Source organism: Hafnia alvei (assembly GCF_034424155.1).
Classification (GTDB): Bacteria; Pseudomonadota; Gammaproteobacteria; order Enterobacterales; family Enterobacteriaceae; genus Hafnia; species Hafnia alvei.
The window spans coordinates 323,480-347,432 of the sequence record NZ_CP139992.1 but is presented as its reverse complement, the minus strand read 5'-3'; the positions used below and the strand labels follow the sequence as shown (position 1 = coordinate 347,432).

General features: G+C 51.2%; 16 protein-coding genes and 1 riboswitch. Of the genes, 10 read left to right on the top strand and 6 right to left on the bottom strand.

Annotated features, from left to right (window positions below):
* The first annotated feature begins 128 nt into the window (after positions 1-128).
* From U0008_RS01585 to panS, 3 genes are all read left to right on the top strand, one after another.
* Positions 129-1,931: a cation:proton antiporter gene (locus U0008_RS01585; protein ID WP_043490438.1), complete on the top strand. Its 1,803-nt coding sequence runs from the start codon at positions 129-131 to the stop codon at positions 1,929-1,931.
* Positions 1,932-2,146: 215 nt separating this feature from the next.
* A riboswitch (Lysine riboswitch) is annotated at positions 2,147-2,345 on the top strand.
* Between the two features lie 117 nt (positions 2,346-2,462).
* Positions 2,463-3,812, top strand: a complete 1,350-nt coding sequence (lysC, locus tag U0008_RS01580; RefSeq protein WP_043490436.1) for a lysine-sensitive aspartokinase 3 — start codon at positions 2,463-2,465, stop codon at positions 3,810-3,812.
* Positions 3,813-3,932: 120 nt separating this feature from the next.
* Positions 3,933-4,883: a ketopantoate/pantoate/pantothenate transporter PanS gene (panS, locus tag U0008_RS01575; RefSeq protein ID WP_043490433.1), complete on the top strand. Its 951-nt coding sequence runs from the start codon at positions 3,933-3,935 to the stop codon at positions 4,881-4,883.
* Between the two features lie 300 nt (positions 4,884-5,183).
* Here panS and metH read toward each other — a convergent pair whose 3' ends face one another.
* Positions 5,184-8,867, bottom strand: a complete 3,684-nt coding sequence (metH, locus tag U0008_RS01570; protein WP_043490430.1) for a methionine synthase — start codon at positions 8,865-8,867, stop codon at positions 5,184-5,186.
* A 303-nt stretch (positions 8,868-9,170) separates the two neighbouring features.
* Here metH and iclR point away from each other — a divergent pair, with 303 nt between their 5' ends.
* Entirely contained in the window at positions 9,171-10,010 is an 840-nt protein-coding gene (iclR, locus tag U0008_RS01565) for a glyoxylate bypass operon transcriptional repressor IclR (RefSeq protein WP_025802473.1), read from the top strand.
* A gap of 37 nt (positions 10,011-10,047) precedes the next feature.
* Here iclR and ynfE read toward each other — a convergent pair whose 3' ends face one another.
* The 4 genes from ynfE to parC form a co-directional block, all read right to left on the bottom strand.
* Positions 10,048-12,489, bottom strand: a complete 2,442-nt coding sequence (ynfE, locus tag U0008_RS01560; RefSeq protein ID WP_043490428.1) for a selenate/tellurate reductase subunit YnfE — start codon at positions 12,487-12,489, stop codon at positions 10,048-10,050.
* A gap of 174 nt (positions 12,490-12,663) precedes the next feature.
* Entirely contained in the window at positions 12,664-14,082 is a 1,419-nt protein-coding gene (gene ftsP / locus U0008_RS01555; protein ID WP_025802477.1) for a cell division protein FtsP, read from the bottom strand.
* A gap of 128 nt (positions 14,083-14,210) precedes the next feature.
* The gene (locus U0008_RS01550; protein WP_025802479.1) at positions 14,211-14,957 is read right to left on the bottom strand and encodes a 1-acylglycerol-3-phosphate O-acyltransferase; all 747 of its coding nucleotides are present in this window, start codon (positions 14,955-14,957) and stop codon (positions 14,211-14,213) included.
* Between the two features lie 348 nt (positions 14,958-15,305).
* Complete coding sequence (parC, locus tag U0008_RS01545) at positions 15,306-17,585, bottom strand: DNA topoisomerase IV subunit A (RefSeq protein WP_043490426.1); 2,280 nt, start codon at positions 17,583-17,585, stop codon at positions 15,306-15,308.
* 308 nt (positions 17,586-17,893) lie between these two features.
* Here parC and U0008_RS01540 point away from each other — a divergent pair, with 308 nt between their 5' ends.
* The 6 genes from U0008_RS01540 (at position 17,894) to agaF (ending at position 22,630) form a co-directional block, all read left to right on the top strand.
* Positions 17,894-19,066, top strand: coding sequence for an SIS domain-containing protein (locus tag U0008_RS01540; protein WP_043490423.1), 1,173 nt, complete (start codon positions 17,894-17,896; stop codon positions 19,064-19,066).
* Positions 19,066-19,794 carry a GntR family transcriptional regulator gene (locus U0008_RS01535; RefSeq protein ID WP_043490421.1) on the top strand — a complete coding sequence of 243 codons (729 nt, stop codon included), beginning with the start codon at positions 19,066-19,068 and terminating at the stop codon, positions 19,792-19,794. The genes U0008_RS01540 and U0008_RS01535 overlap by 1 nt, the downstream gene beginning before the upstream one ends.
* Positions 19,795-19,986: 192 nt before the next feature.
* Positions 19,987-20,460, top strand: coding sequence for a PTS galactosamine transporter subunit IIB (gene agaB, locus U0008_RS01530; RefSeq protein WP_025802487.1), 474 nt, complete (start codon positions 19,987-19,989; stop codon positions 20,458-20,460).
* 51 nt (positions 20,461-20,511) lie between these two features.
* Positions 20,512-21,297, top strand: a complete 786-nt coding sequence (agaC, locus tag U0008_RS01525) for a PTS galactosamine transporter subunit IIC (RefSeq protein WP_043490419.1) — start codon at positions 20,512-20,514, stop codon at positions 21,295-21,297.
* The gene (gene agaD, locus U0008_RS01520; RefSeq protein WP_043490415.1) at positions 21,287-22,144 is read left to right on the top strand and encodes a PTS galactosamine transporter subunit IID; all 858 of its coding nucleotides are present in this window, start codon (positions 21,287-21,289) and stop codon (positions 22,142-22,144) included. The genes agaC and agaD overlap by 11 nt, the downstream gene beginning before the upstream one ends.
* 45 nt (positions 22,145-22,189) lie before the next feature.
* Positions 22,190-22,630 (top strand): PTS galactosamine/N-acetylgalactosamine transporter subunit IIA, encoded by a 441-nt coding sequence (gene agaF, locus U0008_RS01515; protein ID WP_043490412.1) that lies wholly within the window; start codon positions 22,190-22,192, stop codon positions 22,628-22,630.
* A gap of 49 nt (positions 22,631-22,679) precedes the next feature.
* Here agaF and U0008_RS01510 read toward each other — a convergent pair whose 3' ends face one another.
* On the bottom strand, positions 22,680-23,927 hold the full coding sequence (locus tag U0008_RS01510) for an ABC transporter substrate-binding protein (protein WP_043490410.1): 1,248 nt from the start codon (positions 23,925-23,927) through the stop codon (positions 22,680-22,682).
* Positions 23,928-23,953 lie beyond the last annotated feature (26 nt).

The window sequence follows — 23,953 nt, the reverse complement described above, 5'->3', positions numbered from 1 at the left end:
GAAAACTGTTAACCCCTTTTGCCACCTGATACTGACTCCTTTCAGCCAAACACCTACGCCCCGCCATATTGTTGCTAAACTGTCATGATAACCAACTGTTTTTGTTAATCGTTTCTAAGGTTTATATTATGGAGCTATCAACCCCCTTAATGCTGGTGATTATCGGCATTAGTTCACTCGCGGCTCAGTGGTTAGCTTGGCGGCTACGAATCCCTGCAATTTTACCGTTGCTTATCATGGGTATAGCACTTGGTCCGCTCGCACATGTGGTCAATCCAGATGATCTCTTTGGCGAACTGCTTTTTCCACTCGTCTCTCTCTCAGTCGCTATCATCTTATTTGAAGGTTCGCTAACGCTACGCTTTGAGGAAATTCGCGGGCTTGGCGGCGTTGTTCGCAATTTGGTCAGCATCGGTATGCTCGTGACCTTCGCCATCATTTCCGTTTCATGTTGGTGGCTGCTCGGCTTTTCCGCTGAGCTCTCTGCGCTAGTGGGAGCGGTGACGGTTGTGACGGGGCCAACCGTCATTGCACCGCTAATGCGCGTGGTTCGCCCCAAGGCAAGTATAAACCGCGTATTGAGATGGGAAGGGATTGTCATTGATCCTGTCGGCGCTATTTTCACCGTACTGGTATTTGAGTTTATCGTTCTGCGCCAGAATTCCGAGGCATGGACTCACCTGCTTGTCACCTTTGGCAAAACAGTGGTGCTCGGCCTACTGATTGGCGCACTATTTGGCTACGTGCTCGGCGTAGCGCTACGCAAGGTGTGGATCCCTCGCTACCTGCAAAATCTGGCCGTATTAGCGGTTATGCTCAGTGCTTTTGGGTTTTCAAACGCGGTTGCAGAAGAATCCGGCTTATTGGCCGTTACCGTCATGGGGATTTGGCTGGCCAACATGCGTGACGTCGATATCAGCGACATTCTGGCGTTTAAAGAAGAGCTTTCGGCCATTTTAATTTCAGCGCTGTTTATCATTTTGGCGGCGCGTCTTGATGTCGATGCGCTTTGGAATATGGGATGGCCGCTGGTCATCGTGTTGCTGATTGTGCAGTTTATTGCTCGCCCGCTGTGTATCGCCGTTTCAACCGCAGGTTCATCGTTGAAGTGGCGGGAAAAAGCGCTGCTGTCTTGGATTGCACCACGCGGGATTGTCGCCGCCGCCGTGAGTTCTTTGTTTGCGCTAACGCTACAACGAATGAATTACCCTGAAGCAGATAAACTCGTCACGGTGGTTTTTGCGGTCATTATTGGTACGGTGGTGCTGCAAAGCCTCACCAGCTCACGCTTGGCGCGTTGGTTAGGCGTTCAACAACAAAAGCCGCGAGGCGTACTGATTATCGGGGCCAACAGCGTTGCACGTGCGGTCGCACAGGCGCTAATTAAGCTGAAAATTCCGGTGATGGTGACAGACAGCAGTTGGGAATACTATCGTCAGGCACGTATGGACGGCATTCCCGCCTATTACGGTCACGCTTACTCTGAACACGCAGAAAACTATCTCGATCTCAGCGATACGGCTCAGGTGCTGGCCCTATCACCAAACCGGCATCAAAACGCGCTTGCGGTTTATCACTTCGGGCACATTTTTGGCGAACGAAAAGTGTTTTCCATTCGTTCCAGCGCACAACTCAAAGGCCGCAGCAACGGCGAAAGCAGCCGTTTCCGCCGCCATGAGATTTTGTTTAATCGCGAAGCGACCTATTCACGCCTGAGTACCTTGCTAGGTAAAGGTGCTGTGATTAAGGCGACCAAACTTAACGAAAATTTTGGCTGGGTCGAATATCTGGAAAAACATCAAGGAGTGATCCCTCTGTTCGCTCAAAAAGAAGATGGTTCTTTACAACCGGTGAATGAAGATAGCGTTCCAGCGATGCCATGTACACTGGTTGCCTTGGTTCAGGGCGATTCGCTCACCACGCCAAACTAACATTTTATTAGCATGGCTTATCAGCTTACCGGTAGGCCATGCGCACGGCTAATAACAGAGTCATTCGCTATTAAATTATATTATTCAAGAAGATATAACTTAACATTCGCCGTTGTAACTTATTCCCGTTCAAATTGAAAATCGCTCATGTTAATGACATTGACATAACTTCAATAAGTCGCTATTTCTAAAAACCTACTTGTACATCACGTGTACAAGCCAGAAGAGGCGCGTTGCTCAGGTAGCGTATCAGAGGAGCCGGTTTCCATTGACGATACGCGAGGGGGTGTGACGCCGAGGCGCAGCAGCCCACCGGAGAAACTGCTACGTCGGCTACAAGGGCTGAATCCCTTGGGCTGTCACCTCGATTCTCTGTATTCCGGGGGATCGGCAAGGTGAGGCGCTTCTGGGTGTATCGTAGCTTTAATCCCTACGTCTGCTCCCGTATACCGCTCTCTCCTTGTGCCAAGGTAATGGAATTTTTAGCCCGATTAAGTGAATTAACGCGGGCTTCCCTGACACGAGGCTTACATGAAAAATACCATCGTCGCAAAATTTGGCGGCACCAGCGTGTCTAACGCTGACGCGATGCAAAACAGTGCCAATATTGTTCTTTCCAATCCGAACGTGCGCGTGGTGGTGTTATCTGCCTCTGCGGGCGTCACCAATTTACTGGTAGAACTGGCTGACGGCTGCGATCAGGAGAAGCGTCATTACGTCATCGACGAAATACGTCGCATTCAGTACAACATCCTCGATACGTTGCATCAGCCAAACGTGCTGCGCGATGAAATTGACCGCATGCTGGAAAATATCACCATGCTGTCAGAAGCCGCTGCGCTGGCTACCTCGCCAGCCTTGACCGACGAATTAGTTAGCCATGGTGAACTGATGTCCACCCTGCTGTTCGTCGAGCTCCTTCGCCAGCGTGACGTCAATGCCGAATGGTTTGATGTACGTAAAATCATGCGTACTAACGATCGCTTTGGCCGCGCAGAACCAGACACCCATGCGCTGTACGAATTAGCACAACAGCAGTTGGTGCCACGGACACAAGAAGCGATCATCATTACTCAAGGTTTTATCGGTAGCGAAGCCAAAGGCCGTACAACCACCCTTGGCCGCGGTGGCAGCGACTATACCGCAGCACTGCTTGGTGAAGCGCTGAATGCCGCACGCGTTGATATCTGGACGGATGTTCCGGGTATCTACACTACCGACCCACGCATCGTGCCCGCCGCTCGCCGTATCAGCGAAATCGGTTTTTCTGAAGCTGCGGAGATGGCGACTTTCGGCGCTAAAGTTTTGCATCCGGCAACCTTATTGCCTGCGGTGCGTAGCGATATCCCTGTCTTCGTCGGCTCCAGCAAAGATCCTTCTGCTGGCGGAACTTTAGTGTGCAACAAAACAGAACAGCCACCGCTGTTTCGCGCTCTTGCACTGCGCCGCAAGCAAACCTTGATGACGCTGCACAGCCTAAACATGCTTCACGCCCGAGGCTTCTTGGCTGAAGTATTCGGCATTCTGGCGCGTCACAATATTTCCGTGGACTTAATCACCACATCTGAAGTCAGCATTGCGCTAACGCTGGATACCACCGGTTCTTGCACCAGCGGAGCAAGCTTATTAACCACATCGCTATTAACCGAACTGTCTTCTCTATGCCGCGTAGAAGTGGAAGAGAATCTGGCGCTGGTAGCATTGATTGGTAACAAACTCTCCTCAGCCTGTGGGGTTGGCAAAGAGGTATTTGGCGTCATGGAGCCGTTCAATATTCGCATGATTTGCTACGGTGCCAGCAGCCATAACCTTTGCTTCCTCGTTCCCGGCGAAAATGCCGAGAATGTCGTGCGCGCACTCCACAGCAACCTCTTCGAGTAACCTCTCTCCGCCGCTCCGGCCTTCCCGCCGCGCTCTGCGGCGGGGACATTAGATACCCGTTCCACATGCTAAAAAAATAACGAATAACACACATCACAACACCATAAAAAAGGCCTAATTATGCTGGCAACGTTCACTCGTCTATTTCCTCTGTGGGCAGTTCTGCTGTCCATCACGGCTTATTTCACGCCAACTACCTTTACCGGTATTGGTCCCTACGTAAGCCCCTTGTTAATGCTCATCATGTTTACGATGGGTGTGACGCTAAAAATTGATGATTTCAAACGCGTTCTCTCTCGCCCTGCGCCTGTTGCTGCAGGGATTTTCCTGCATTATCTGGTGATGCCACTCGCCGCATTCTTGCTTGCCAAAGCTTTCCATATGTCACCAGATCTCTCAGCAGGCATGGTACTCGTCGGCAGCGTGGCCAGCGGCACCGCGTCCAATGTCATGATCTATCTGGCTCGTGGAGATGTTGCGCTTTCCGTGACCATTTCATCGTTCTCAACGCTCGTCGGCGTTTTCGCTACCCCGTTGCTTACACGCTTATATGTCGATGCCACCATCAGCGTGGATATCATGGGAATGCTCATCAGCATCTTACAAATCGTGGTTATTCCGATTGCCGCAGGCTTAGCCATTCACCATATGTTTAGCAAGTTGGTCGCACGCGTCGAGCCTTATCTACCGGCTCTTTCGATGCTTTGCATTTTAGCCATCATCAGCGCCGTGGTTGCGGGTAGTCAAAGCCACATCGCATCTGTCGGGTTAATGGTTATTGTTGCGGTTATTTTGCATAACGGGATCGGCTTACTCAGTGGCTATTGGGGTGGACGCCTGTTCGGCTTCGATGAATCTACCTGTCGCACGTTGGCGATTGAAGTCGGTATGCAAAACTCTGGTTTAGCCGCCACGTTAGGGAAAATCTACTTCTCTCCGCTGGCTGCGTTACCCGGCGCTTTGTTCTCTGTTTGGCACAACCTGTCTGGTTCCCTATTGGCTGGATACTGGCAGGGACGTCCGACGGGGGATGAAAAGGAGAGCAGAAAAGAGGCACCATCAGAAAGTTGAGTGCCCTGTCCGGCACATTGCCGTACAGCCGAATGAGTCATGTAGGTTAGGATTCGCCGACAGGGATGTCGGCGAAAGAACGGAGGAGCCAGGATGGCGATTGCCGTTCGTTCCGTTAAGACCGAAATGGCGAATGAGGGGACCTGCGTAGCAGGCTGGAAGGTAGTGCCAAGCCGGGTTGTTAGGGGGCGGTGATTGGCCCCCTAACACGAACGCTGATGCGATACCCAAATAGGTCTCAGAGCCAAACAGCGTTCGTAATATTACACCGCTCTTGACTGATAAAACCTAAATTAACCATTAATCCGCATCATACCCAAGATTAGGCGCCAACCAGCGCTCAACCTCGCTAACCGGCATTCCCTTACGCTGAGCATAGTCTTCAACCTGATCGCGTTGGATCTGCGCAACGGCAAAATATTTGCTCTCCGGATGACTGAAATACCAGCCTGATACCGACGCTCCCGGCCACATCGCATAGGATTCCGTTAGCTTCATGCCAACGCTATTTTCTGCGTCGAGTAGCGTCCAAATTGCTGCTTTTTCAGTATGTTCAGGGCAGGCAGGATAGCCCGGCGCAGGGCGTATTCCTTGATAGTTTTCACGGATCAGCTCTTCGTTACTGAGATTTTCATTAGCCGCATAGCCCCAATGCACCTTACGCACTTTTTCATGCAGATATTCAGCAAAGGCCTCAGCCAAACGATCCGAAAGTGCTTTCACCATGATTTTGTTGTAATCATCGTGCTGCGCTTCATACATATCGGCTAACGTATCTTCTTCGAGCCCACCAGTTACCGCGAAAGCACCAATGTAATCGGCTTTGCCGCTGGATTTAGGCGCCACGAAATCAGCCAAACAGTAGTTGGCAAAATCTGTTTTTTCCGTTTGTTGACGCAGATGATGTCCCGTCACCAACAGCTCGTCGCGGAACTCATTGCTATAAATTTCAACGTCATCCCCCACGCGATTAGCAGGGAATAGGCCATAAACCCCACGCGGATTTAACTTACCGCTACTAGCCAAATCATCCAGCATGGCATTGGCATCGGCAAATACGCGTTTGGCTTCTTCACCCACCACCTCATCTTCCAAGATGCGCGGGTATTTTCCTGCCAGCGACCACGTCATAAAGAACGGTGTCCAATCAATATAATTGCGCAGCACGTCGATGCTGGCCGTCACCTGATGCACACCCAAACGATGCGGGACAGGCGGCGTATAATCCGTCCAGTCCAGTGACATCGCGTTTTCGCGCGCGGCTTCCAGCGTCACCGGAGGCGTGCGTGGTTTCTTTCGTGCATGCTGAATACGCACGGTTTCATACTCTTTACGGGTACGAGCAATAAAATCTGGCTTTTGCGTTGGCGACAGCAGCGCCGCTACCACGCCAACGGTGCGTGACGCGTTCGAAACGTAGGTCGTTGGGCCGCTATAGTTCTGCTCTATTTTGACCGCCGTATGCGCCTTCGACGTGGTTGCTCCACCAATCAGCAGCGGTAGATCGAAACCTTGGCGCTCCATCTCTTTGGCAACGTACACCATTTCATCCAGCGAAGGGGTGATAAGGCCCGACAGCCCGATGATATCAACGTTTTGCTCACGAGCCGTTTTTAGAATTTTATCGCAAGGCACCATCACGCCAAGATCGATAATCTCGTAGTTATTACACTGCAAAACGACGCCAACGATATTCTTACCAATGTCATGCACGTCGCCTTTAACGGTCGCCAACAGCACTTTTCCGGCCGATGTGCCTTTCTCTTTACTTGCCTCAATGAACGGTTCGAGGTAGGCCACGGCCTGCTTCATGACGCGTGCGGATTTAACCACCTGCGGCAAGAACATTTTGCCGTCACCAAACAGATCGCCGACCACGTTCATCCCGTCCATCAGCGGACCTTCGATCACCTCAATAGGGCGATCGGCCTCAAGACGAGCCTCTTCGGTATCTAATTCAATAAATTCGGTAATGCCTTTAACCAGCGAGTATTCCAGCCGTTTTTTCACCGGCCAGCCGCGCCATTCGGCCTGCGGTTTGGTGCTATCGTCGTCGCTTTTACTGCCCCGATATTTTTCAGCCAGATCCAGCAAACGTTCGGTGCCATCTTCACGACGATTGAGGATCACATCTTCTACCGCATCGCGCAGATCCGCCGGAAGATCGTCGTAGATCGCCAACTGCCCAGCGTTCACGATCCCCATGTCCATGCCGTTGCGGATCGCGTAATACAAGAACACGGCGTGAATAGCTTCACGAACCGGATCGTTACCGCGGAAAGAGAATGAAACGTTGGAGACACCGCCAGAAATCAGCGCGTGCGGCAGTTCAGCTTTGATATCCGCGCAGGCTTCAATAAAGTCGACGGCATAGTTGTTATGCTCTTCAATCCCAGTCGCAACCGCGAAAATATTAGGATCAAAAATGATATCTTCTGGTGGGAAACCGACGGTTTCAGTCAGCAATTTATAAGCACGACGGCAAATTTCAACCTTACGCTCGCGCGTATCCGCCTGCCCAACTTCATCAAACGCCATCACCACCATCGCCGCGCCGTAGCGGCGAACTTTGCGTGCATGCTCGATGAATTTTTCCTCGCCCTCTTTCATTGAGATCGAGTTAACGATACCTTTGCCCTGAATACATTTCAGGCCTTTCTCGATCACCTCCCACTTAGAGGAATCGATCATAATCGGTACACGGGCGATATCCGGCTCACCGGCGATCAGGCTAAGGAAACGCACCATCGCCGCTTCAGCATCGAGCATCCCCTCATCCATATTGATGTCGATGATCTGCGCGCCGCTTTCAACCTGTTGAAGCGCAACTTCCAGCGCCTCTGCGTATTTATCTTCTTTGATCAGGCGCTTAAATTTTGCCGAGCCCGTAACGTTAGTACGCTCGCCCACGTTAACAAACAGCGTATTGGCATCAATGGTCAGCGGTTCTAACCCCGCTAAACGGCAGGCGACGGGAATATCGGGCAACACGCGTGGTTTCACGCCTTCAACGGCCTGACTGATCGCCGCAATGTGCGCCGGTGTGGTACCACAGCAGCCGCCCACGATGTTTAGAAACCCAGCCTGTGCCCACTCTGAAATGTGCTCAGCCATCTCTTGCGGGCCAAGATCGTATTCACCAAAGGCGTTAGGTAAACCCGCATTCGGATGCGCGGTGACGTAGCATTCTGCGATACGCGAAAGTTCGGCCACATATTGGCGAAGTTCATCTGGACCTAAGGCGCAGTTGAGGCCAAAAGTCAGCGGCTTAACGTGGCGTAGCGAGTTATAAAATGCTTCGGTGGTTTGGCCTGACAGAGTACGTCCTGAAGCATCAGTAATGGTGCCGGAGATCATCACCGGCAGCTCGATTCCCATGGCTTCAAATTCGGTTTCTACCGCATAGATCGCGGCTTTAGCATTCAACGTATCAAAGATGGTTTCGATCATGATCAGATCGACCCCGCCTTCCACTAACGCATGCGTTGATTCCCGATAGGCTTCAACTAACTGATCAAACGAAATATTACGAAATGCGGGATCGTTAACATCAGGAGAAATGGAGGCGGTACGGTTGGTCGGGCCAAGCACCCCAGCAACGTAGCGCGGTTTGTCTGGTGTACGCACTGTCCACTCATCGGCACATGCCCGTGCCAAACGCGCGGCTTCATAGTTTATTTCCGCCGACAGGGATTCCATGTGGTAATCCGCCATCGCAATGCGCGTTGAGTTGAAAGTGTTGGTTTCCAAAATATCAGCGCCAGCTTCGAGATACTCATAATGTATCGCGCTAATAATGTCCGGCTGAGTGAGAACCAATAAGTCGTTATTGCCTTTTAGATCGCTTTGCCAATCGGCAAAGCGTTCGCCTCGGAAATCCTCTTCGTTTAACCGATAGCCCTGAATCATGGTTCCCATACCGCCATCCAGCACCAAAATCCTTTGGGAAAGCTGATGGCGTAATCTTTCAACGATTGTGCTCACTGTTGCTCCTAGTCTTTCATTTACCCTGATATCACCCGTCTTTTCGTGCAGGTTTTTTATTCAAAAAAGTGACGTTTCCTCATCCTAACATAGGTTTCAGTTCTGTTGGCGGAGGCGATCTTGAGACTTTTTCAGGTGACTTTTGCGTGCAGCCTCTGACTTTGAACACATCGGAGCAGTTAAAAACCACGATCGCATCCATAATGTCGAAAACGAAAATAGATTCCATTTTTATAACATTTTTTTAATACGAATTTGTTCAATAAAAATAATTATTTATGACTGTCTCAGGAGAGCACTAAAATGGCGACTACCGTGCCCGTAAAACGTGGTAAGAAACCACGTACCGCAACGCCAGCCACCACTCCCGCAGCCACCGGACAGGTTCAATCCTTACAGCGTGGATTGAGATTGTTGGAATTAATTGCCGAAGCACACGGCAGCGTGGCGCTCACCGATTTAGCCCAGCAGGCGGGTTTGCCCAACTCTACGACACACCGCCTTTTGAGCACCATGCAGCAGCAAGGATTCGTCCAGCAAGTCGGCGATCTTGGCCTGTGGACCATTGCCTCACACGCTTTCTTCGTGGGAAGTAGTTTTTTGCAGAGCCGCAACCTGCTGGCCATTGTCCATCCGATTCTGCGCCGCTTAATGGAAGACTCTGGCGAAACCGTGAATCTGGCCGTGCTCGATGTAAGCGATTTTCAGGCGGTGATTATCGATCAGGTACAGTGTACCCAGCTGATGCGCATGTCTGCGCCAATTGGCGGCAAACTGCCGATGCATGCCTCTGGTGCAGGGAAGGCGTTTTTGTCGACGGTCAGTGATACTCATTTGGTTGAATTACTGCATAAAAAGGGTTTGCACAGCTACACGCCGCACACCCGCAGCAATCCCAATAGCCTGAAAGAAGAGCTGGCCCATATTCGTAAACAGGGATTTTCTTTTGACGATGAGGAACATGCTCTCGGCCTGCGCTGTATTGCCGCCTGTATCTATGATGAGCATCAGGAAGCCTTTGCCGCTATTTCTATTTCTGGCCCCGTTTCTCGTATCACCGACGATCGCGTGATCGAAATTGGTGCCTTAGTGATTAAAGCAGCGAAAGAAGTCACGCTAGCTTATGGCGGCAGACATTCGTAATGTCCGTGGGCTCCCCTCTGGGAGCCCAATCGACAGACTATACTTTTTCAATTTCCACTAAATTGGTGTGCTGAGGATTGCCTTTCGCCAACGGCGACGGGCGCATCGTGGTGAGGGTATTGATACAGCCACCGTGATCGACTTTATCACCCGTCATATCTGCCTGATGCCAAGCGCCCTGCCCCATAGCGCTAACGCCCGGCATAATTCGCGGCGTCACTTTCGCGTTAATCACCACCGTGCCACGCTTGTTGAACACACGAACTTTATCACCGTTTTGAATACCTCGTTTCTCGGCATCAATCGGGTTAATCCATACCTCTTGTCTGCAAGCGGCCTGCAACACGTCAATGTTGCCGTAAGTTGAGTGAGTACGTGCCTTGTAATGGAAACCAAACATTTGCAGCGGATAGGTTTGGCGCAAAGCATCGTCCCAGCCTTCAAACGTTGAGGCATAAACGGGTAAAGCGCTGATGGTTTCGTCTTTATCCAAATGCCATGTGGCGGCGATCTCAGCCAATCGTTCAGAATAGATTTCAATTTTTCCCGACGGCGTTTTTAGCGGGTTAGCATCGGGATCTTCACGGAATTTTTTATATGCAACGAAGTGGCCATTTGGATCTTTTCGTTTATAGATCCCCTGCTGGCGCAGCGTTTCATAATCAGGTAATAACGGATCGCGTGCCTGCATTTTGGCATACAGATAGTGCAGCCAATCAGACTGTGTACGCCCTTCGGTAAACGCCTGTTCTACATCTGGCCCAAGCCGTTTGGCAATCTCAGACATCATTTCATAAATGCCTTTGCGCTCGAATTTAGCGCGAGTTGCTGGCTGACTAAAAATCAGATACCCCATGTTGCCCGCATAATCGTTTGGCACAATATCTTCTTGCTCGGTGGTCATAAGATCAGGCAATAAAATATCGGCGTACTTAGCCGACGACGTCATGAAGTTTTCAATCACCACGATCTTTTCGCACAGCGAATCGTCCTGCAAGATCTCATGGGTCTGATTGATATCAGAATGCTGATTAACGAGCGTATTTCCGGCATAATTCCAGATGAACTTGATCGGAACATCCAGCTTATCTTTGCCCCGCACGCCGTCGCGCAGCGCCGTCATCTCAGGCCCACGGCGAATAGCATCAGTCCACGTAAATACAGAAATCGAAGTTTTCACCGGATTTGTTAGCACCGGCATCAGCTCAATGGTGATGAGATAGGTCGATTCACGTGCTCCGCTGTTACCGCCGTTAATTCCTACGTTACCGGTTAAGATCGGCAGCATCGCAATGGCACGCGCGGTTTCTTCGCCGTTGGCCTGACGCTGTGGCCCCCATCCCTGACAGATATAAGCAGGCTTAGCGGTGCCAATCTCCCGTGCCAGTTTGATAATACGATCGGCTGGAATACCGGTAATACGCGATGCCCACTCAGGCGTTTTCTCAATACCATCAGGCCCTTGACCAAGAATATAGGCTTTATAATGCCCGTTTCTCGGAGCGCTCTCGGGCAAGGTATGCTCGTCATAGCCGACACAGTAGCGATCTAAAAAGGGCTGATCGACTAAGTTTTCGCTGATCAAGACATGCGCAATGCCGCCTACCAATGCGGCGTCGGTGCCCGGACGGATCGGGACCCATTGGTCTTCGCGACCCGCGGCGGTATCGGTATAGCGCGGATCGATGACGATCATTTTGGCATTAGATATCTCTCGCGCCTGTTCGAGATGGTAGGTGATCCCACCCCCGCTCATCCGCGTCTCCGCCGGATTATTGCCAAACATCACCACCAGCTTGGAATTCACGATATCCGAGGTGCTGTTGCCGTCGTTGCTGCCGTAGGTGTAGGGCATTGCGGCTGAAATTTGTGCGGTGCTGTAGCTGCCATAGTGGCTGAGATATCCGCCATAACAGTTCATCAAACGCCCGATAATCGAAGCATAGGGCGACGAGCGCGTCACGTTACCGCCGATAACACCGGTGGCATAGTTCTGATAAACCGCCTCATTACCATATTTTTCAACGGTGTATTTCAGGCTTCGGGCGATTTCATCATAGGCCTCATCCCAAGTGATACGCTTGAATTTCCCTTCCCCACGTTTACCAACGCGTTTCATCGGGTATTTCAAACGCTCAGGGTGATTCATACGGCGACGGATAGAGCGCCCGCGCAGACAGGCACGAACCTGATGATCGCCATATTTATCTAAGCCGGTGTTATCTGTTTCAACCCAATAGACTTCATCGTCACGCGTATGTAGGCGAAGCGCGCAGCGGCTGCCGCAGTTTACCGAGCACATCCCCCACGTCACTTTATCAGCAGCAGTGTTCTGCAATTCTTGTGCATGAACCGCTCGGCTAAAGGGCAGGTTTAATGCCCCCGTCGCCAGTGCAAACCCGCCTAAGGCACTTCCTTTAACCAAGGCTCGGCGCGTAATTGATATCCCTTCGTGATGCGTTTTTTCTTTATTATTCATTTTGATAATCCTTTTCCGTTCGATTGCTCAATCGGTTATAGCTATCAAATTAAATGCACGGGCAGCTTGGGATTTATCAAAGAGTTGATGTTTTTTGCAGCGAGAAAAGCAGAAGTGTGAAGCGAGATTGATTTGCAGAAATTGGCCCCTCCCACGTAAGAGAGGGGCATTACATTATTGAGCGGCGTTAACCACCAGCTGTCCCACGCTGCCGCGGGTCGCAAGCTCTAGCGTTTGACTGTAGTAAATGAATGGGAAATGCTCCGATGAAGCCTGAGGGAAATAGACCATCAGAGAAACTTCACCATCAACCCAAACGGTGTCTTTCCAGCCGCGATCTTCTACCATCGGCGGCGCATTATTGACGCTTTTCACCAAGAATTTGGCACCTTGAATATAGAAGGCCTGTGGCGTATCGGCGCGAACCGTCCAGCGTTCCCACGTTCCCTGCTGCGCCTGAATATCGGTGCGATGCAGATCCCACGTTGCGCCGTTGATGCCCGGCTGCGAGGCGCTGCCTAAGTTAATGCTGCGTGTATTAACGACGCTGCCTTCCATCATGTCATCAGCCAACAAGCGCGTTGGCAAGTTGTCAGTGACCAACGGCAACAGCCCCGTAGGACGCAGCGTCAATACCGTGGTCGACACTAAGATAGACGAAGGTTCGAACAGGCCGCGCAGACGATCCATAATCCCTGCGGCAACGCCTGCGGTGATGGAAACCTCCTCGCCTTTCGACATGTCCACCAGCACTTCTCGGCGTTCGCCCGGAGCAAGCGTCAGGCTGCTGGCAATAACTGGCGCAGGCATATAGCCCTGATCGCTGGCAATGACGCTGAACGGACGGTTATCACTCATCGTTAACGTATAACGACGAGCATTAGACGCGTTCAACAAGCGCAAACGTACCCAACCACGAGAAACTTCAACAAACGGCTCTTGCACGCCGTTTACTAGCAGCGTGTCACCATAAAAACCACCCGATGACGGCGCTTCATACTCTGGCGTACCAAAATTATCTAAGCGTTTATCTTGGATAATGATAGGGAAATCATCGACGCCATAATGATTCGGCAACGGAAGATTTTTGCTGTTTTCATCTTCGACCAGCCACATTCCCGCTAAGCCGTTATAAACATGCTCAGCCATGTGCCCTGGCGTATTAGCGTGATACCACAGCGTGGCGGCAGACTGGCGAATAGGCAGTACCGGCGACCAATCAACGCTAGGTGACATTAAACGCGCCGCGCCACCGCTTAACGCACCAGGAACCTGTAATCCGCTGATTTCCATCGAAACAGGATCGGGTAGGCGGTTGCTGTAAATCAGCTTAACGTCATCACCACTATAAACGCGCACGGTCGGGCCAAGATAAAGTCCATTAATACCCCACGCGCTAGCCTTACGGCCGCTCATAAAAGCCCAATGTGAGCGCTGAAGCGTCAGGAAGAGCGGCTGACCGCGTTTGGATTCCAGTAGAGGAGGAATGGGCAGCGAAACTTGCGATCCACTCGCATGCGCCCTCAGAGGCAATGCACCTGCACACAGTGCCAGACCCGAAGTCTGAATAAACCGACGTCGACTGAGTGACATAACTTCTCCATGAATTTGCTATGCAAACTGAAATTCCAAAGGGGGAATTCAGCATCAACGATTGAATTCAACCGTTCAAATAAGAAACCTGCCAAACGCTGGCAGGCCTAATTTATCGTATTTTAGGATCAGGACTTCGCTTCACGCATTTGAGCTTCACGCGCAGCCACTTCTGCGTTTAGCTCATTGATTTTAGCTTCCATCAATGCATGGCAGTGAGCCGAAAGTTCACGCACCTGATCTTTGCCGTACTGAGTCACATCAATTGGCGGCAGCATTTCAACAATTACCAAACCATTATTCCAACGGTTTAGTTTTACTTTATCGTGAGTATTCGACGCGCAGACCGGAATAATAGGCACTCCAGCAGCAATAGCGGCATGGAAAGCACCGGTTTTGAACGGCATCAAACCACGACCACGGCTACGAGTACCTTCTGGGAACATCCAGAAAGAGATGGTTTTAGTACGGAACTGATTCACCACCTGTGCAATTGTATTATGTGCTTTGGTGCGGTTAGCACGGTCAATCAGCAGGTTGCCCGTCAACCAATAGAGTAGTCCAAAGAACGGAACCCAAATCAGGCTTTTCTTGCCAACGGTAACCGTATTGGTCTGCACGGCATTCGATATGGTGACCATATCGTAGTTGTTTTGATGGTTAGCAATATAAATGGAGTTGCCGTAGTTCTTTGCTTCTGCAGGAATACGCGTTTCCACTTTCAAACCAAACAGCGGTGACAAACGGCCAAACATGTGGCCAAACGTCGCCACGTGGCGTGGATTGCGTGGGCTAAATAAGCAATAAATACAACCAAAGATGCAGGCCAAAATACAGTACAGCGTGACCAGCACAATGCGAATGATGGATAACATAACAACCTCGTAAACATTTAGCCGGAGTTAGTATACCGACTTAGCTGCAAAACACACCGGAGATTACTGGGCGGCAGCGTCAAAAACCCATAGGAACACAAACAAAGAAAGCACTATACAAGAACGAGCATGATTTCGAGCGCCTGCCAGTATGACCAATCTATGCAACTATCATGTAGGCGCCCGAGAAAAGGTTGCTAGCGCGCAACCTCTTCACTCTCGCGCTTTTTCCGAGATGGCATCTTCGCTCCGGTTTGGGATGGTACATCCTGTACCACCCAAACTCCGACGTGACGTCCTGTCACGTCGGCTCGACCAGCCAAAATATAACGCTTAAAAGCCGAATACTTACTCTTCGCTATCGCCCGGCCCTACTTTGAGCTGCTCTGGCATTTCCACATCCACGCGTTCGATCCGTTGCAGGCCACGCGGTAACAGCGTGCCTTTACGTCCACGTTCAGCGCGGAATTTCTGCAATTCCTGTGGTTTCATGACCAGTTTACGCTTGCCAACATGCACCGTGATTGACGTTTGTGGTGGCAATACAAACAGCCATGCCAGTTTATCCTCACCCGATGCGGCCTGCGCGGAAGGAATGGACACAATCTTGTTGCCCTTACCTTTCGATAGCTGTGGCAGATCGTTGACAGGGAACATCAACATACGACCGGCCTGAGTGATCGCCAGCAGCATGTCATCTGGCCCGTTAATTTCCAACGGAGGCAGCGCTTTAGCATTTTCAGGCAACGTAATCATAGCCTTACCTGCACGATTACGCGCAACCAAATCATTGAAGGTACATACGAAGCCGTAACCGGCATCCGACGCCATCAACAGTTTTTGGTCATCAGCGGCCATCAGCACTTGCTCAATGGTGGCGCCCGGCGGCGGCGTTAATTTACCGGTTAACGGTTCACCCTGCCCACGCGCGGATGGCAACGTGGTTGGATCAAGCGCATAACTGCGCCCCGTGGAATCGATAAACACCACCGGCTGATTGCTCTTCCCACGTGCAGCGGCGCGGAAGCTATCACCCGCTTTGTAACTTAATCCCGTAGGATCGATATCATGGCCTTTGGCACTACGCACCCAACCACCTTCTGACAGAACAATCGTCACCGGCTCAGATGGAATAAAGTCGTGCTCACTCATGGCTTTCGCTTCTTCACGCTCTTGCAGCGGAGAACGACGATCGTCGCCATACGCCTGTGCATCAGCCTGAATTTCTTTTTTAATCAGCGTATTCAGCTTACGTTCAGAAGCCAGCAATGCCTGCAGGTGATCGCGCTCTTTGGCTAATTCGTCCTGCTCACCGCGAATTTTCACCTCTTCCAACTTGGCAAGGTGACGCAGTTTTAATTCCAGAATCGCTTCGGCCTGCGTTTCTGAAATCGCGAAGCGTTCAATCAGCTTCGGCTTAGGTTCATCCTCAGTACGAATGATGTGGATCACTTCATCGATATTGAGGAACGCCACCAGCAAACCTTCCAGAATGTGCAGGCGTTTCAGTACTTTTTCCAAACGGTAGTTTAAGCGACGGCGCACGGTATCACGGCGATACGCTAGCCATTCGGTCAGAATTTCGAGCAGGTTTTTGACCGCTGGACGATTGTCCAAACCGATCATGTTCATATTGATACGGTAGCTTTTTTCCAGATCGGTGGTAGCGAACAGGTGTGTCATCACCTGATCCATATCCACGCGGTTGGAACGCGGCACAATCACCAAGCGAGTTGGGTTTTCGTGATCGGATTCATCACGTAAGTCCTCAACCATCGGCAATTTCTTCGCACGCATCTGGCTGGCGATTTGCTCCAGCACCTTAGCGCCTGAAGTCTGGTGCGGCAGTGCACTGATCACCACTTCACCGTCTTCTTTTTTCCAGATCGCACGCATGCGTACTGAACCACGTCCGGTGCGATAGATCTTACGGATCTCCTCGCGCGGCGTAATGATTTCAGCTTCCGTTGGATAGTCAGGGCCTTGAACATGTTCAAGAATATCGTCCAACGTCAGGTTTGGTTTGTCGATCAAATCAACCAGCGCAGCGGCCAGCTCACGCACGTTGTGCGGAGGAATATCCGTTGCCATACCCACGGCAATACCCGTGGTGCCATTCAGCAGAATGTTTGGCAAACGCGCAGGCAGCGTTTTAGGCTCCTGCAGCGTACCATCAAAGTTTGGCGTGTAATCAACCGTTCCTTGACCCAGCTCACCCAGCAGCACTTCGGCGTATTTAGACAGGCGAGATTCGGTGTAACGCATGGCGGCAAACGACTTCGGATCGTCCGGTGCCCCCCAGTTTCCCTGACCGTCAACCAGCGGATAACGATAGGAGAACGGCTGAGCCATCAAAACCATGGCTTCATAACAGGCGCTGTCGCCGTGCGGATGGTATTTACCCAGCACGTCACCGACGGTACGCGCTGATTTTTTAAATTTGGCGCTGTTGTTTAAGCCCAGCTCTGACATCGCATATACGATACGACGCTGTACCGGTTTTAATCCATCACCGATAAAAGGTAACGCCCTGTCCATGATGACGTACATGGAGTAGTTGAGATAGGCGTTCTCTGTAAATGTGTGCAGCGCTTGGCGCTCGCTGCCGTCATGGATCAGATCGCTCATTAATAATCCTCTGGCCGCCGCCCTAACTGAATATATAAAACAGTCCGCAGCGGGACTTCACGACTGTCTTGGTCTGTACATACTCTAAATAATTCACGTAGCCAACGCACATGCAACTTGAAGTATGACGGGCATAATTGCCCGCGATAGTAACTCATCTTTTATAGAACTGTCACAGGGATATAGGATCGCTCCGCTATCCACCATGCAATGCGATACCTCACAAAACCGATCTTCATCACAGACGGTCACATTTTTTTTCTGCATTCTAACAAACATTAGAACGTTCGAATGTTTGGAGGTAAATCATGCAGCCCTCTTTGCTCTTGGATGAAACACAATGGTCGCAGGACGGCGGCCTATTAACGCTACAGTCCATTTGCAGCCAACCACGCCTATGGCACGAAGGTTTTCATACGGTTGAACAGCACTGCGCCGCCATTGAGCACTTCTGGCAGCAGGTGGGCGATGAGCCACGCAATATCATTTTATGCGGCGCAGGTTCATCTCTGAGCGCAGCACGAGTCGCGGCGCAATGGCTGCGGCAGCAGACTGGGCGCGACATTCAGGTGCTCGCCAGCACCGATATTGTGGTCAAGCCCGAACTCTATTTAACCAATCGGCCAACGCTGCTGGTTTCTGTCACCAGTTCAGGCAGCACGCCTGAAAGCGTGGCAGTTTTTGAACACGCCGAGCGACTCATTGATGACTGCTATCATTTGATCATCGCGAACGACCCGCAGGGTGAACTGCCTAAGCGTAGTCAACAGCATGCCAAAACGCTTTATATTCCAGCGCCTAACGGAACCAAAAATGGTTCTTTCGCGGCAGCATCCGAATTCACACTGCCCATCTGGTATCTGCTACTGATTTTTCTGCCGCAGCACTGGGATATTGCCCAACGCGCGTTAAAGGTTTATCAACACGGCGCGGATTATTTTCTTACCCAGCAGGCAGAAAAAATTGCTGAAATTGCCCAGCGTGATGCACCCGTCGTGGTAAGCCTCGGCTCGTCCTCTCTACAATTTATCGCCGCCGATGCCAGCCTAAAATTATTGGAGATGTGTAACGGCAAACAGGCAACCGACGATTTCTCAACGCTGGCGTTTCGTCATGGTCCTAAACTTATTGTGAACCAACCCGTAACGGTGGTGTGTTATCTATCGCCGGATCAACAGATTCTACGTTACGATCTGGATATGGCCGCCGAGCTCAAAGCCCAGCGCCATCAGGCTGGCAAGATCATCGGAATTTATGCTGAAGCCGATCCCCGCGTTGCTCAAGCCTGCGATGAGTATCTGCACTTTGATGCCGCAGAGTTAACCCAACTGCCTGAAGTCTTTAGTGGTCTGTTGTATGTTATGTTTGCTCAATTATTAGGTCTGATGCGCGCGCGTCAGCTGGGCGTCACACCCGACCGGCCGTCGAACGATGGCAAAGTTGCCAAGGTGTGCAAAGTGACTCTTTACAGGCAGGATTAATGCATAACGAACTCGAACAAGCAGCCCCGCTTTATTTACACATTGCTAAAGATCTACGGGAACGTATCGAAGCGGGAGAATTCCCGCTAGATACTCTGCTACCGCCAGAGCCTGTACTGTGTCAGCAGTATCAATGCGGGCGAGTGACGCTACGTACGGCGGTCGAAATGCTGGCTCAGCGTGGCTACCTGACCAAAAAACAAGGTCGAGGCACTCTCGTCACTACACCAGCTTGGCTGGCGGACAATACGCTCCCAATTGGCTTTAGCGAGAAGATGGCTCAGGCAGGTTTAACACATCACACTCAGGTACTGCGCTGTGAATCGATAAGCCCGACCGCAGAACAGGCAGAAAAACTGGGGCTGGGCGCTACCGACGCCGTGATATGCCTTGAGCGGTTACGCTTTGTCGAACAACAGCCTGCGTTATATGAAATCACGTTGTTGCCCGCTGAACGCTTTACTCAACTGGATCGCCAGCACGTCGAGCAGAATGGCCTTTACCACACCTTAGCCCGCGATTTTAACCTGCTGAGTATGCAAGCGCAGGACGACTATCGCCCGTGCATCGCACCACAGCAGGTAGCGACACTATTGAAGCTTAATCCGCAGCAGCCCTGCATCGAAATCTCTCGATTCGCCACCAGCCACGGTATCCCCTTCGAACTGACTCTTAGCTATACCAACACCGAGCACTATCCTTTGAGCTTCAGGTATTTACGTGGCTAGACCAGCAAATATTGCACGGCTGCAAGATTCACGTACTTTTCTTGCAGCCGTGAAACAATTCAATAGCATCATGTAGCCTTCAGGTGTTTTCCACGCCGTAGACTGATTATGTCCCTTTTTCTGCCCACCCCCAATGCCTCAACAGGCGCGCAGAGAAAGGGAAGCGATCATTCTTTGGCAAGGAGATACATCATGGCTAATCCAAACATCCTTCTGTTACGCATCGACAATCGTCTAGTTCACGGACAGGTTGGCGTTGCTTGGTCTTCTTCACTTGGCGCTAACCTACTGTTAGTGGCCGATGATGGCGTTGCACAGGATCCGTTACAGCAACAAATTATGTCTATGACCGCAGAATCCATGGGCATCGGCATTCGCTTTTTCTCCCTGCAAAAAACCATCGATATTATTGGCAAAGCGTCTGCCGCGCAGAAAATTTTCATCGTTTGTCGTACACCACAGGAAGCGCGCTTTTTAGTCGAAGGTGGCGTACCTATCAAGAGCGTTAACGTCGGCAATATGCATTTTGTTGAAGGGAAACGCGCGATCACTAAAAAAGTTTACGTTGACGATCAAGACCTGGATAACCTCCGTGCGATTCAAGCCGCAGGCGTTGACGTTTTCATTCAAGACACCCCCAGCGACAGCAAACATAGCATCGACTGATACTGCATAAGCGTTGGCAACTTCGTGTAATCCATCGAGATAGGACACATCATGCATGAAATAACTTTAATGCAAGGCATGGGGCTCGCGGTTATGGCCCTGATTGTCGGCATCGATTTCTGGCTTGAAGCGTTATACATCTTCCGTCCACTGATCGTCTGTACCCTCACCGGCGCCATCTTAGGCGATATTCAAACCGGCCTGATCACCGGCGCATTAACCGAACTGGCCTTTACCGGGCTGACACCGATTGGCGGCACACAGCCTCCCAATCCGGTACTGGCGGGGATCATGACCACGGTTATCGCTCACAGCACCGGCGTGGATGCCAAAACCGCTATCGGGCTAGGGCTGCCGTTTAGCTTCCTGATGCAGTACATCATTCTGTTCTACTATTCGGCGTTTTCATTTTTCATGCAAAAAGCCGATCGCTATGCCGAAGAAGGAAACACCCGTTCGCTGGGCCGCTTAAATCTGCTCATGACCAGCATCGTGGCAGTCACCTACGCGGCGGTAACATTCCTATGTGCCTACGTCTCTCAAGGGGCGATGCAAACCTTAGTGCAATCCATGCCAGCATGGCTCACACACGGCTTTGAAGTCGCGGGCGGCGTATTGCCAGCGGTAGGTTTTGGCTTACTGCTCAAAGTGATGATGAAGACGCCGTTCATTCCTTTCTTCATCGTTGGCTTCCTGTTTGTCACCTTTATTCCGGTGCAAAACCTGTTGCCGGTAGCGGTACTTGGCGCAGCCTTTGCGGTGTATGAATACTTTAATGAGCAGAAAAAAGCGGCCGTAGCGGCGGTGAAAGCGGAGGATATGGAAGATGGCATCTGAAATCGTCAAAACAGGAAATACGTCGGTGCAAACTTCCACCGGTGAACAGAATCCCCCGAAAGCCGTTATCACCCGTGGCGATATTACTCGGTTAGGTTTTCGCTCCGCGCTGCTGCAGTCGGGTTTTAACTATGAGCGTATGCAAGCAACGGGGTTTGCCAGTGCGCAGTCTCCGCTGCTGAAAAAGATATACGCCAATGATAAAGGCGCACTCAGTGCGTCGATGAAAGACAATTTAGAATTTATTAACACCAACACCAACGCAGCCGGATTCCTAATGGGACTCCTGATTTCTCTCGAGGAACGACACGAAAGCCGCGACCTGATTAAAGGTCTGAAGGTCGCGTTGTTCGGGCCTCTGGCAGGGATCGGCGATGCCATCTTCTGGTTCACGTTACTGCCGATCGTCGCTGGGGTGTGCGCGTCTTTCGCCAGCCAAGGAAGTATTTTGGGGCCACTGATTTTCTTCGTGGTGTATCTGGCGCTGTTCCTGCTACGCGTGGTGTGGACACATCTGGGCTATTCGCTAGGTGTGAAAGCCATCGATAAGCTGCGCTCGAGTTCAGGTGCTATCTCTCGTGCGGCGACCATTTTAGGGGTAACCGTGGTCGGCGGATTGATCGCCTCGTATGTGCATCTTACCGTCACGGCCAAAGTTGCGGTCACCGCCGGGCATGAGGTTTCAATTCAAGAAGCGTTCTTCGACAAAGTGTTCCCTAACCTGTTACCGCTCGGATACACGCTGTTGATGTACTACCTGCTGCGCGCCAAAAAGGTGAGTCCGGTAACGCTTATTCTGGTCACCTTTGTCCTCTCCATTGCCCTTTCATGGTTGGGTGTTCTGTAATCTTAATAGCGCGGGACACCGCGCTTTTTCAACAAGAGATAAGAGATGATTAGCCTTATTATCACCGGACATGGGCATTTCGCCAGCGGCCTGTTTAGCGCCGTTGAACAGGTTATCGGCCCACAGGAACAGTGTATTGCCGTCGATTTCCCACCTGAAATGAGCACCCAGCAGTTGGACGAAAAGTTGACTCAGGCGTTGGCCTCACTGCCTCAACAAGATGGGGTATTATTTTTCACGGATTTGCTCGGCGGATCGCCGTTTCGCAGCTCGGTCCTGTTAAGCCAAACCCTAGAGCATAGCGACGTTGTGGCAGGTACCAACATGCAAATGTTGGCTGAAATGTTGATGGAACGCGACGATATTTCGAGTATAGAAACGTTTGTCACTCAGGCTCTGGCCTGTGGTCAACAAGGCATGTTGAGTTTCAAACAAAAACAGCGGGAAACAACACCAAGCCTTTCCAGCGACGAAGACGGTATCTAACTTCTCACAATGCGCTCGCCGCACGAACGGCGGCGAGCACTGTCAGCGTTTAACCCTTCACCGCCATCAACGCGGTATTAAGCTGCATCACTGCCTGCTCAGGCGTTTGATTCGGATGGGTAAAAAAATCATTCAGCACGCGGAAAAACACCTCTTTAGTTTGCACATCCGCCGCCATCGAATGCGCCATGCTAGGCAACAAACGATCTGACTTTTCCGCCGCTTTAAAGACTCTTGCCGCTTTTTGCGCACAAACGTCAAAAGTGCTCATATCAATATCGTTACGTACCGGAATCGAACCTTTGAGCTGGTTAAAACGCCGCTGAAAGTCGGGATCCATCAACACATCAGCCAAATGGCGCTGAGCCTCTACCGCCGTGGAGTTTCCGTTCTGCTGTAGGATCGCAAAGCTGTCGGTGCCATAGATAAAATATCCTTCGGTTCCCGGCGTTGCCACACACAGAAAGTCTTTGCCCGGCACCGCGCCCATTTGCATCAGTTCGCCTTTGGCCCAATCCCCCATAATCATCATCGCGGCTTTGCCGTTATACAACAGCTCTGCCGATTCGTGCCAAGGACGACCGGCAGATTTCGGGTCGATATCATCATGTAACTGACGAAAACGCTGTAGCACGCGGATCATGCGATCGCTGGTGATCGCTTTACTATCAAGCTTTTCAAACACATCGCGATAAAACTGCCCGCCTTCCAGACCCAGCAAGATATTTTCAAATAGCGTGGCGTCTTGCCATGCCTGACCACCGTGCGCTAACGGGATATATCCCGCGGCCTTGAGTTTGTCGGCTACCGCAAAGAACTCATCCCACGTGGTAGGAATTGGCAGATTGAGCGCCTTAAACGGCTTAGGGTTAATCCACAGCCAATTGATTCGATGGTTATTTACCGGCACCGCGACGTATTCGCCATGGTATTGGGTGATCTGTCGAATCAACGGCGGCAGTACGCGATCCCACGTTTCCGTTTGCTCTTTGGTATAGGGACTAGACAGAAAACCAAGCGCAGACCATTCCTGAATAAATTTGCCCTCCATCAGCGCCGCCGTGGGGGGATTACCCGCAATCATACGCGTTTGCAGCACGCTATAAGCGCTCTCACCACCGCCGCCTTTCACCGTGAAATCCTGCCACGTGTCCCCTTTTGCGGCTAACGCCTGCTTGAGCAAGTTTAGCGCGGCGCTTTCGCTTTCTGACGTCCAGTAATGCAGCACTTCAACCGTTGCCGCGAAACAGTTCATGCTTAACGCCAGCAAACTGCTGGCGAGTAGTGTTCTTTTCACGGCAGGCTCTCCCTTTACTGGCTGAA

Coding starts and splice junctions, on each gene's coding strand:
- U0008_RS01585 (WP_043490438.1), top strand. CDS start 129: ATGGAGCTATCAACCCCCTTAATGCTGGTGATTATCGGCATTAGTTCA.
- lysC (WP_043490436.1), top strand. CDS start 2,463: ATGAAAAATACCATCGTCGCAAAATTTGGCGGCACCAGCGTGTCTAAC.
- panS (WP_043490433.1), top strand. CDS start 3,933: ATGCTGGCAACGTTCACTCGTCTATTTCCTCTGTGGGCAGTTCTGCTG.
- iclR (WP_025802473.1), top strand. CDS start 9,171: ATGGCGACTACCGTGCCCGTAAAACGTGGTAAGAAACCACGTACCGCA.
- ynfE (WP_043490428.1), bottom strand. CDS start 12,489: ATGAATAATAAAGAAAAAACGCATCACGAAGGGATATCAATTACGCGC.
- ftsP (WP_025802477.1), bottom strand. CDS start 14,082: ATGTCACTCAGTCGACGTCGGTTTATTCAGACTTCGGGTCTGGCACTG.
- U0008_RS01550 (WP_025802479.1), bottom strand. CDS start 14,957: ATGTTATCCATCATTCGCATTGTGCTGGTCACGCTGTACTGTATTTTG.
- parC (WP_043490426.1), bottom strand. CDS start 17,585: ATGAGCGATCTGATCCATGACGGCAGCGAGCGCCAAGCGCTGCACACA.
- U0008_RS01540 (WP_043490423.1), top strand. CDS start 17,894: ATGCAGCCCTCTTTGCTCTTGGATGAAACACAATGGTCGCAGGACGGC.
- U0008_RS01535 (WP_043490421.1), top strand. CDS start 19,066: ATGCATAACGAACTCGAACAAGCAGCCCCGCTTTATTTACACATTGCT.
- agaB (WP_025802487.1), top strand. CDS start 19,987: ATGGCTAATCCAAACATCCTTCTGTTACGCATCGACAATCGTCTAGTT.
- agaC (WP_043490419.1), top strand. CDS start 20,512: ATGCATGAAATAACTTTAATGCAAGGCATGGGGCTCGCGGTTATGGCC.
- agaD (WP_043490415.1), top strand. CDS start 21,287: ATGGCATCTGAAATCGTCAAAACAGGAAATACGTCGGTGCAAACTTCC.
- agaF (WP_043490412.1), top strand. CDS start 22,190: ATGATTAGCCTTATTATCACCGGACATGGGCATTTCGCCAGCGGCCTG.